At 68.1% G+C, this 8,969-nt stretch carries 12 protein-coding genes and 2 tRNA genes; 13 read left to right on the forward strand and 1 reads right to left on the reverse strand.

The window, feature by feature from the left end; all coding sequences use genetic code 11:
• Nucleotides 1–311: 311 nt before the first annotated feature.
• Nucleotides 312–386 (reverse strand) — tRNA-Thr (locus BU124_RS14125).
• A gap of 86 nt (nt 387–472) precedes the next feature.
• Here BU124_RS14125 and BU124_RS14900 point away from each other — a divergent pair.
• The 13 genes from BU124_RS14900 (at nt 473) to BU124_RS14185 (ending at nt 8,671) form a co-directional block, all read left to right on the forward strand.
• The gene (locus tag BU124_RS14900; protein ID WP_179141941.1) at nt 473–640 is read left to right on the forward strand and encodes a hypothetical protein; all 168 of its coding nucleotides are present in this window, start codon (nt 473–475) and stop codon (nt 638–640) included.
• A 6-nt stretch (nt 641–646) separates the two neighbouring features.
• The gene (gene murA, locus BU124_RS14130; protein ID WP_084864212.1) at nt 647–1,915 is read left to right on the forward strand and encodes a UDP-N-acetylglucosamine 1-carboxyvinyltransferase; all 1,269 of its coding nucleotides are present in this window, start codon (nt 647–649) and stop codon (nt 1,913–1,915) included.
• The gene (locus BU124_RS14135) at nt 1,912–2,394 is read left to right on the forward strand and encodes a DUF2948 family protein (RefSeq protein WP_084864213.1); all 483 of its coding nucleotides are present in this window, start codon (nt 1,912–1,914) and stop codon (nt 2,392–2,394) included. The genes murA and BU124_RS14135 overlap by 4 nt, the downstream gene beginning before the upstream one ends.
• Nucleotides 2,395–2,613: 219 nt before the next feature.
• On the forward strand, nt 2,614–3,924 hold the full coding sequence (gene hisD, locus BU124_RS14140) for a histidinol dehydrogenase (protein ID WP_084864214.1): 1,311 nt from the start codon (nt 2,614–2,616) through the stop codon (nt 3,922–3,924).
• Complete coding sequence (locus tag BU124_RS14145) at nt 3,921–4,400, forward strand: UPF0262 family protein (RefSeq protein WP_084864215.1); 480 nt, start codon at nt 3,921–3,923, stop codon at nt 4,398–4,400. Before hisD ends, BU124_RS14145 begins: the two co-directional genes overlap by 4 nt.
• 3 nt (nt 4,401–4,403) lie before the next feature.
• Nucleotides 4,404–4,874 (forward strand): arsenate-mycothiol transferase ArsC, encoded by a 471-nt coding sequence (locus BU124_RS14150; RefSeq protein WP_084864216.1) that lies wholly within the window; start codon nt 4,404–4,406, stop codon nt 4,872–4,874.
• Entirely contained in the window at nt 4,871–5,461 is a 591-nt protein-coding gene (locus BU124_RS14155; RefSeq protein WP_084864217.1) for a GNAT family N-acetyltransferase, read from the forward strand. Before BU124_RS14150 ends, BU124_RS14155 begins: the two co-directional genes overlap by 4 nt.
• Nucleotides 5,458–6,327 (forward strand): nitrilase-related carbon-nitrogen hydrolase, encoded by an 870-nt coding sequence (locus BU124_RS14160; RefSeq protein WP_084864218.1) that lies wholly within the window; start codon nt 5,458–5,460, stop codon nt 6,325–6,327. Before BU124_RS14155 ends, BU124_RS14160 begins: the two co-directional genes overlap by 4 nt.
• Nucleotides 6,328–6,404: 77 nt before the next feature.
• Nucleotides 6,405–6,623: a translation initiation factor IF-1 gene (gene infA / locus BU124_RS14165; RefSeq protein ID WP_008186030.1), complete on the forward strand. Its 219-nt coding sequence runs from the start codon at nt 6,405–6,407 to the stop codon at nt 6,621–6,623.
• An 88-nt stretch (nt 6,624–6,711) separates the two neighbouring features.
• The gene (locus BU124_RS14170) at nt 6,712–7,293 is read left to right on the forward strand and encodes a Maf family protein (RefSeq protein ID WP_084864219.1); all 582 of its coding nucleotides are present in this window, start codon (nt 6,712–6,714) and stop codon (nt 7,291–7,293) included.
• Nucleotides 7,290–8,333, forward strand: a complete 1,044-nt coding sequence (locus tag BU124_RS14175) for a ribonuclease E/G (protein ID WP_084864220.1) — start codon at nt 7,290–7,292, stop codon at nt 8,331–8,333. Before BU124_RS14170 ends, BU124_RS14175 begins: the two co-directional genes overlap by 4 nt.
• Nucleotides 8,330–8,617, forward strand: a complete 288-nt coding sequence (gene yacG, locus BU124_RS15195) for a DNA gyrase inhibitor YacG (RefSeq protein WP_084864221.1) — start codon at nt 8,330–8,332, stop codon at nt 8,615–8,617. The genes BU124_RS14175 and yacG overlap by 4 nt, the downstream gene beginning before the upstream one ends.
• Nucleotides 8,597–8,671: transfer RNA gene (locus BU124_RS14185), tRNA-Phe, on the forward strand. Before yacG ends, BU124_RS14185 begins: the two co-directional genes overlap by 21 nt.
• Nucleotides 8,672–8,969 lie beyond the last annotated feature (298 nt).

Raw genomic sequence — 8,969 nt, forward strand, 5'->3', positions numbered from 1 at the left:
CAGCGCGAAAGTGATCAGCGCCTATGAGGCACGGATCGAGCGGCTAGAACACAGGAAGATCGTGCTTTCCGAGCGGATCGAGAAGGTCGTGCCTCCGAAGGGACGGCTGGAGGAATGTATTGAACACGCCTTAGAATTTCTCTTAAGTCCTTGGAAATTCGACAAGAATGGTGATTTTGTAATACGCCAAACTGTTCTCAGATTGGCGTTTTTGGAGCCGCTTAGGTATGGGCAAAATGGTGTGTATGGAACACCAAAAATTGCCTTTCCCTTCAGGGCCTTAGCGGGAATTGCTGGTGAAAAAAGCGAGATGGTGCTGCTGGAGAGAATCGAACTCTCGACCTCTCCCTTACCAAGGGAGTGCTCTACCTCTGAGCTACAGCAGCGCCGTGCGCGGCGGGATTAGACCTAAACCCGCCGCCGTGCAAGCCCTCTCTGGACGGTTTTTGCGCGGCCCTGTAGAGGGGAGGACATGAGCGGAAAAACCGACCCGAAGTCCCCCCGAAAGCCCGATCAGGACCGCGAGGCGCGGCTCAAGGCGGCGCTGAAGGCCAACCTGCAACGCCGCAAGCGGCAGGCCCGGGGGCGGGCGGCATCGGACGATCGCTCGGACACGGGCGACGCCCAGGACAAAGAGTAGGCAGGCATGGATTCCATCATCATACGCGGCGGCCGGCCGCTGTCGGGCGATATCGAGATCGCCGGGGCCAAGAACGCGGCGCTGGCGCTGATGCCGGCTGCGCTGCTCAGCGAAGAGCCGCTGACGCTGACCAACACACCGCGCCTGTCCGACATCGCGACGATGACGACCCTGCTGCAATCGCTGGGCGCCGAGGTCTCGGCGCTGCAGGACGGGCGGGTGCAGGCCATGGCCTGCCACGGCGAGGTCAACCACGTCGCCGAGTACGACATCGTCCGCAAGATGCGCGCCTCGAACCTCGTTCTGGGGCCGCTTCTGGCGCGGACGGGGCGGGCGGTGGTGTCGCTGCCCGGGGGCTGTGCAATCGGGGCGAGGCCCATGGACATTCACATCCAGGGGCTCGAGGCGCTGGGTGCCGAGGTCGCGTTGGAGGACGGCTACCTGCACGCCACGGCACCGCGCGGGCTGACGGGCGCTCGGGTAGAGTTCCCCTTCGCCTCGGTCGGGGCCACGGAAAACGTGATGATGGCCGCCACGCTGGCCCGTGGCACCACTGTCATGACCAACACGGCGCGCGAGCCCGAGATCGTCGACCTGGCCACCTGCCTGCGTCGGATGGGCGCGCGGATCAGCGGCGACGGCACCGGCGAGATCACCGTCGAGGGGGTCGACCGGCTGCACGGCGCGACGCACCCGGTGGTCGCCGACCGGATCGAGCTGGGCACCTACATGCTGGCCCCGGTGATCGCCGGAGGCGAGGTGACCTGCCTGGGCGGCCGCCTGGACCTGATCGGCGCTTTCGCCGAGAAGCTGGACGAGGCGGGCGTGCAGGTGCAGGAAACGGCCCGCGGCCTGCACTTGGCGCGCCGCAACGGCCGACCGCGGGCGGTGGACGTGACCACCGCGCCCTTTCCGGGCTTTCCCACCGACCTGCAGGCGCAGATGATGGCGATGCTCTGCTTTGCCGAGGGGACCTCGGTGCTGGAGGAGCGCATCTTCGAGAACCGCTTCATGCATGCCCCGGAACTGACGCGCATGGGCGCCGAGATCGAAGTGCAGGGCGGCACCGCGACAGTGCAGGGTGTCGCGGGGCTGAAAGGGGCGCCGGTCATGGCGACCGACCTGCGCGCCAGCGTCTCGCTGATCCTGGCCGGGCTGGCCGCCGAAGGCGAGACGCAGGTCAACCGCGTCTACCACCTTGATCGCGGCTACGAGGCGGTCGAGGACAAGCTGGGCGGCGTCGGCGCCGATATCGAGCGGGTACCGGGCCGATGAGCGGGGACGCGCGCTTCGAGGACGGGGCTGAGCAGCCGCTGCGGCTGCGGGCGTTCGATACCGACGACCTGGCGGTGATCTCGGGGCTGGTGCAGGACGCTGTCTTTCCGGCCAGCGAGATGCGCTGGGAGCAGGGCGCGCGACGCTTTGGGCTGTTGCTCAACCGGTTCCGCTGGGAGGATGCGCCGCGGGCCGAGGCGCAGGGGCGGGCCTACGAGCGGGTGCAGTCGGTGCTGGCATTCGAGGACGTGCTGGCGGTGCAGAGCCGGGGCGTGACGCCGGGCGATTCCGAGACGATCCTGTCGCTGCTGGCGGTGCGCTTCGAGCCGGGCGCGGACGGCAGCGGGGACGTGCTGCTGACGCTCGCCGGCGACGGCGACATCCGGCTGCAGGTCGAGGCGCTGGAGGCTGTCTTGCGCGATGTCACCCGACCCTACGCGGCGCCATCGGGCGCCCGTCCGCGCCACCCCGACGGGTAGGGGGTTACCAAAAGGGGCGCTTCCGCGCGCTAATTTTTGGACATCTGCGCCGCGACGCACAGGGGCCTTTGGCGCGCCAGGCCGGGCCGGGGCAGGGGGCGCTGCCCCCGTCCGCGCGTGGCGCGGACTCCCCTGCGGTATTTTGGACCCAAAGAAACCAGGTGCCGCATTGCGGCCGCGGGGCGGGGTTTGTATTGGGGCAGACAAAGGAGAAAGCCCATGCCCGTGTTCCTGTCGACCGAGGATGCCGATTTCGAGACCGGTTTTGCCGCGCTGCTGGGGATGAAGCGGGAGGACAGCCCCGAGGTGGACCGGGCCGTCGGCGAGATTATCGCCGATGTGCGCGCGCGGGGCGACGCGGCGCTGCTGGAGCTGACGGCGAAATTCGACCGGCTGGAGTTGACGGCGGAGCAATTGCGCATGCCGGCGGCGGAGATCGCGCGCCAGGCGGCCAAGGTGCCCCGGGCCGAGCGGGATGCGCTGGACCAGGCGGCCGCGCGCATCCGCGCCTATCACGAACGCCAGGTGCCCGCGGATGCCTGGTGGGAGGACGCGGCCGGCGCGGGCCTGGGCTGGCGCTGGACGCCGGTATCGGCGGCCGGGCTCTATGTGCCGGGCGGATCGGCGAGCTACCCGTCCTCGGTGCTGATGAACGCGATCCCGGCCAAGGTGGCGGGGGTCGCGCGGCTGGCCATGGTGGTGCCCACGCCCGACGGCGTGGTCAACCCGCTGGTCATGCTGGCCGCCGAGCTGGCCGGGGTCGACGAGGTCTATCGCGTCGGCGGGGCGCAGGCGGTGGCGGCGCTGGCCCATGGCACGGAGACCATTCCCGCGGTGGACAAGATCACCGGGCCGGGCAATGCCTTCGTGGCCGCGGCCAAGCGGCAGGTCTTCGGCACGGTGGGCATCGACATGATCGCCGGGCCGTCGGAAATCCTAGTGATCGCCGATGGCGACAATGATCCCGACTGGATCGCGCTGGACCTGCTGAGCCAGGCCGAGCACGACGAGAGCGCGCAGTCGATCCTGATCACGACGGATGCGGCTTTCGGGCAGGCGGTGGCCCGCGCCGTCGCCGCCCGGCTGGAAACGCTGGAACGGGGTACCATCGCCGGGGCCAGCTGGCGCGATTTCGGCGCCGTGGTGGTGGTGCGCGACCTTGACGAGGCGGTGGCGCTGTCTGACCGGATCGCGCCCGAGCACCTGGAGCTTTGCGTGCCCGGGGCCGAGGCACTGTCGGCCCGGATCACCCACGCCGGGGCCGTCTTCATCGGGGGCTGGACGCCAGAGGCGATCGGCGATTACGCGGGTGGGCCGAACCATGTCCTGCCGACCGCGCGCTCGGCGCGCTTTTCGTCGGGGTTGTCGGTGATGGATTTCGTCAAACGCACCACGCTCGCCCGGATGACGCCGGCGGCGCTGGGCCGTGTCGGGCCGGCGGCCGAGGCCCTGGCGCAGGCCGAGGGCTTGCAGGCGCACGGCCTGTCGGTGCGCGCGCGGCTGGACCGGCTGAACGAGGGCGGCGAATGAGCCGCATCATCGACATCCAGCTCGACGACAGCGGTCTGCCCCCGCCCACGCCCGAGATCGAGCAGGAGCGCCGGGTCGCCATCTTCGACCTGCTGGAAGAGAACGCCTTTGCCCTGCCCGAGCGCGAGGGGCGCGCGGTCCCGAGGGGCCCGTTCAAGCTGGCGCTGTCGATCCGCGAGCGGCGGCTGGTCTTCTCCGTCTTCGAGGCGGACGATACCGAGGTCGCCGAGGTCCAGCTGTCGCTGGGACCCTTCCGGCAGGTGGTGAAAGACTATTACCAGATCTGCGAGAGTTACTTCAACGCGGTCAAGAATTCCACGCCAGGCCAGATCGAGACCATCGACATGGCCCGCCGCGGCATCCACAACGAGGGGGCGCGGGTGCTGCAGGACCGGCTGGAGGGCAAGGTGATCGTGGACAATGACACCGCCCGGCGGCTGTTCACCCTGATCTGCGTGCTGCACTTCGGGGTCTGACGGATGGACGCGGCCGCCCTACAGCCCCTTCCGCAATCGGTGCTGTTCTGCTGCGATCACAATTCCGTCCGCTCGCCCATGGCCGAGGGCATCATGAAGAAACTCTACGGCACGGAAACCTATGTGCAGTCCGCCGGCGTCAAGGGTGAGCTCGAGGTCGACGGGTTCGCCATCGCCGTCTGCCAGGAGATCGGGGTGGAACTGTCGCGCCACCGCACCCGCTCGTTCGACCAGATGGAGGAATGGGGCGACGACCTGTCGTCCTTCGACCTGATCGTCGCATTGTCCCCGGCCAGCCAGCGCCGGGCGCTGGACCTTACCCGGCACGTGCATCTGGAGATCGACTACTGGCCCATCCTCGACCCCACCGGTTTGGGGGAAGGCCGCGAGGCCAAGCTGGGCAGCTACCGACAGGCCCGCGACCAGATCCTGGCGCGGCTGACGGCCCGTTGGGGCCCGGAGCACGAGGCATGAGCGCGATCACGGTGCACCCCCTGACCGGGGCCGACCTGGACGCCGCGCTGGAGGACGTGGCGCGGTTGCGCATGACGGTCTTTCGCGACTGGCCGTATCTCTACGACGGCTCTTTCGACTACGAGCACCGCTATCTGCAAAGCTATCGCGACAGCGCCGGGGCGATCCTGGTGGGGGCCTTCGACGGCGCGCAGCTGGTGGGGGCGGCCACGGGCACCCCGATGGAGGACCACGCGGAAGATTTCGCCCGGGCCTTCGACGGGCAGGGTGTGGCGCTCGAAGACATCTTCTATTGTGCGGAATCGGTGGTGTTGCCACCCTATCGGGGCCGAGGGATCGGCCATGCCTTCTTTGATGCGCGCGAGGCGCATGCGCGCCGCCTCGGTCGGCGTTACAGCGCCTTTTGCGGTGTCATCCGCCCCGACGATCACCCGATGAAGCCCGCCGATTACCGCCCGCTGGACGGGTTCTGGCGCAAGCGGGGATACGAGGAACTGCCCGGCGTGGTCGCGCATTTCGACTGGACCGATATCGGCGATAGCGGTCAGACCAGCAAGCCGCTGCAATTCTGGATGCGGGCGCTGTGAGGATCGCCGCCGTCGCCTACCGGATCGAGCGCCTTGCAGGCTGGGCGGCCCTTGACGCGAAGTGGTCCGCGCTCTCAACGGCGGCACCGGCGGATCTCGTGGTGTTGCCCGAATACGCGGCGATGGACGCGGCGCTTGTCGATGCGCCACCGTCCCTGTCGCCGCGGCACTGGGGCGAGCGGGCCGCCGACTGCGCCGCAGCGTGGTGCGACCGGGCGGCGGCCTTTGCCCGGCGCAACGCCTGCCATGTGCTGGCCGGAACCGGGCCGGCCCGCACTGCGCGGGGCATCGTCAACCGAGCCTGGCTGATCGGGCCGGAGGGTGGCATGGCACATCAGGACAAGCTGATCCCGACCCCCTACGAGCGCGACACATTGGGCATGGTGCCCGGTGACAGCTTGAAGATTTTCGACACGCCGCTGGGCCAGATCGGTATTCTGACGTGTTATGATTGTGAATTTCCGATATTCGCGCGCAGCCTGGCGCAGGCGGGGGCCGAGATGATCCTTGTGCCCTCATGCACCGATGGGCCGGCCGGTCAGACCCGCGTGCGCCAATCGGCGCGCGCCCGCGCCATCGAGTCCCAATGCCTGGTGGTGCAGGCGCCGCTTGTGGGCCGGGTCGCGGGGTGCGATGTGGTGGACGAGAACACCGGCCGCGCGGGCTTCTTCTGCCCGCCCGATCAGGGTCTGCCGGACGACGGCATCCTTGCCCAGGGCGAAACCGATGCGCCCGGTGCCGTGGTCGCCGACGTTGACCCGGGCGCGATCCGCGCGCCGCGCCAAACCGGCCAGGTGGGCAATTTCGCCCACTGGGACGAGCAGCAAAGACACGATGCGCGCGTCGAATCCGTCCCCCTGTCCTGATTGGGCCTTGAAATATTGGCGTCTTGCGCTCATCTAGGCGCGTCCGCGCTGATGCGGAAAACAGCAACGGAGTGAACATGGCCAAGGAAGAACTGCTCGAATTTCCCGGTGTCGTGAAGGAACTCCTGCCGAACGCGACATTCCTGGTCGAGCTGGAGAACGGCCATACGATCATCGCGCATACGGCAGGCAAGATGCGCAAGAACCGCATCCGCGTTCTGGCCGGCGACAAGGTCCAGGTCGAGATGACGCCCTACGATCTGACCAAGGGCCGGATCAATTACAGGTTTAAGTAGCGCGAAGCCGTCGGCTTCGCGACAGTGCGGGTAAACGTTTTGCGCAGCAAAATGTGGCCGGCACCCGGATGCAATCCTGGGCGCTGAAATGACCGAACCCACCAAACTCGTCCTCGGCTCGGCCAGCCCGCGCCGGCTTGAGCTTCTGGCCCAGCTCGGCCTGGCCCCGCACGCCGTGCGCGCGCCCGACATCGACGAAACCCCGGCCCTTGGTGAAAAGCCGCGCGACTATGTCCGCCGCATGGCCCATGAGAAGGCCGAGGCAAGTGCCATCGCCGCCGGCGAGGTCGTGCTTTGCGCCGACACCACCGTCTGCATGGGCCGCCGTATCCTTGGCAAACCGGCCGACGCGTGCGAGGCGGCGGCCTTCCTGCATGCCCTGTCCGGGCGGCGGCATAGGGTCATAACGGCAGTGGCGGTGCGGTCGGGCGCGGGCATCCGCCTCCGGGACGTGGTCACGCAGGTGCGGATGAAGCCGCTCTCGGACATCGAGGTCAACGGCTACCTGGCCACCGGTGACTGGCAGGGCAAGGCCGGCGGGTATGCCATCCAGGGGCCTGCCGGCGCCTTCGTGCCGTGGATTTCCGGCTCCTACAGCGCGGTGATGGGCCTGCCCCTGGTGGAAACGGCGCACCTGCTGCGCGCGGCCGGCGTCTCGGTCTGGGCATGAAGGGACGTCGGATCATCCTCGATACGCTGGCCGGCCACGAGGCGGCGGCCCAGCTGGTCGATGGGCGGCTGGACGATCTGCTGATCGACGATGCCGACCAGATACGCCCCGGCGCGATCTTTCGCGCCATCTGCGACCGCCCGCTCAAGGGGCAGGGCGGCATGATCCTGCGCCTGCCTGATGGCGACAGGGCCTTCCTGCGCCACGCCAAGGGGTTGGCCCCCGGTCAGCCGCTGCTGGTGCAGGTCACGGGCTTTCCCGACGAGGGCAAGGCGGTGCCGGTGACCGCCAAAGTCCTGTTCAAGAGCCGCCACGCCATCGTTACGCCCGGGGCGCCGGGCCGCAATGTCTCGCGCCGCATCCGCGACGAGGAGGACCGCGCGCGCCTGCTGGCGGTTGCCCACGATCCGGTCTTGCCCGAGGGCGCCGGTCTGATCCTGCGCTCGTCCTGCGCCGGGGCGGATGCAGCGGCCATTGCTGAAGATATCGCCGAGATGGCCGCCCTGGCGGCGGCGGTCATGGGAGATGCCGAGGGGCGTGAACCCGAGGCCCTGGTCGAGGGCGACGCCCCCCACGCGCTGGCCTGGCGCGACTGGGTGTCACCGTCCGAGGTCGTGACCGAGCCCGGCGGCTTCGCCCGCGAGGGGGTGCTGGAGCAGATCGCGGCGCTGTCGGGACCCGCCGTGGCCCTGGGCGGTGACGCGGCCATGCATGTCGAGCCGACCCGTGCGCTGGTCGCGGTGGACGTGAACACCGGTGGCGACACTTCGCCGGCGGCGGGGCTCAAGGCCAACCTCGCCGCGGCGCGGGCGCTGCCGCGGGCGCTGCGCCTGCGTGGCCTGGGCGGGCAGGTGGTGATCGATTGCGCGCCCATGACCAAGGCTCACCGCAAGCAGGTCGACAGCGCCCTGCGCGCCGCCTTCCGCGCCGACCCGATCGAGACTGCGCTGGTGGGCTGGACGCCGCTCGGGCATGTCGAACTGCAGCGCAAGCGCGAACGTCTGGCCGTTCTGCCGCGGCTTGACCGTCTGCTGGCATGAGTTGCCCGATCTGCGCCATGTTCACCGCGCCCGCTGATCGCCCGGTCTGCAGCCGCCGATGTGCCGATCCCGACCTCGCCCGCCGGCTGGGCGGCGACAACGCCGTGCCAGTGCAGACCCGCGCGGATCCGCTTGAGGCTCTCGAGGATATCGCGCGTCTCGAACAGTTGCGTCCGGCCGCCGGCGTTGAGGCAAAATGGGTCTGGACACCCCCCGGACCATCTCCTAGAACGCGCTCACCCGAACGCGCCGCGTTCACCCGTGCCCGGGTAGCTCAGGGGTAGAGCAGTGGATTGAAAATCCTCGTGTCGGTGGTTCGATTCCGCCCCCGGGCACCATTTTTTAAAAGTAAAAACAATGCCTTAGGTCGATTGCTCGGTCTATTATTTTCATGCAATTTTGCTGTGGGTATCATTTGGGTAGCATTTCGCAGGTACTGGCCGCAGACTGCGAACATGGTTGCGGCAAGCGATGTAGTTTGTTGCTTTCACACTATCAGGTCGCGATTTTCCAGAAACGGCGGTTTTGAGGATGCCACTTCAACAGTGCTCCAGCCGACTATCGACCATCTTGTCGTCGTCCGTAGAGTTGAGCCTTTCTGTATGGCTCCATTGTACGCGGATCTAGTTGGGTAAA

Source organism: Salibaculum halophilum (assembly GCF_002094885.1).
Classification (GTDB): Bacteria; Pseudomonadota; Alphaproteobacteria; order Rhodobacterales; family Rhodobacteraceae; genus Salibaculum; species Salibaculum halophilum.

What these genes read in the sequence shown, in the direction of transcription:
- BU124_RS14155 (WP_084864217.1), top strand. Translation starts at nt 4,871, where the DNA reads ATGAGCGCGATCACGGTGCACCCCCTGACCGGGGCCGACCTGGACGCC.
- murA (WP_084864212.1), top strand. Translation starts at nt 647, where the DNA reads ATGGATTCCATCATCATACGCGGCGGCCGGCCGCTGTCGGGCGATATC.
- BU124_RS14900 (WP_179141941.1), top strand. Translation starts at nt 473, where the DNA reads ATGAGCGGAAAAACCGACCCGAAGTCCCCCCGAAAGCCCGATCAGGAC.
- infA (WP_008186030.1), top strand. Translation starts at nt 6,405, where the DNA reads ATGGCCAAGGAAGAACTGCTCGAATTTCCCGGTGTCGTGAAGGAACTC.
- BU124_RS14170 (WP_084864219.1), top strand. Translation starts at nt 6,712, where the DNA reads ATGACCGAACCCACCAAACTCGTCCTCGGCTCGGCCAGCCCGCGCCGG.
- BU124_RS14175 (WP_084864220.1), top strand. Translation starts at nt 7,290, where the DNA reads ATGAAGGGACGTCGGATCATCCTCGATACGCTGGCCGGCCACGAGGCG.
- hisD (WP_084864214.1), top strand. Translation starts at nt 2,614, where the DNA reads ATGCCCGTGTTCCTGTCGACCGAGGATGCCGATTTCGAGACCGGTTTT.
- BU124_RS14150 (WP_084864216.1), top strand. Translation starts at nt 4,404, where the DNA reads ATGGACGCGGCCGCCCTACAGCCCCTTCCGCAATCGGTGCTGTTCTGC.
- BU124_RS14135 (WP_084864213.1), top strand. Translation starts at nt 1,912, where the DNA reads ATGAGCGGGGACGCGCGCTTCGAGGACGGGGCTGAGCAGCCGCTGCGG.
- yacG (WP_084864221.1), top strand. Translation starts at nt 8,330, where the DNA reads ATGAGTTGCCCGATCTGCGCCATGTTCACCGCGCCCGCTGATCGCCCG.
- BU124_RS14145 (WP_084864215.1), top strand. Translation starts at nt 3,921, where the DNA reads ATGAGCCGCATCATCGACATCCAGCTCGACGACAGCGGTCTGCCCCCG.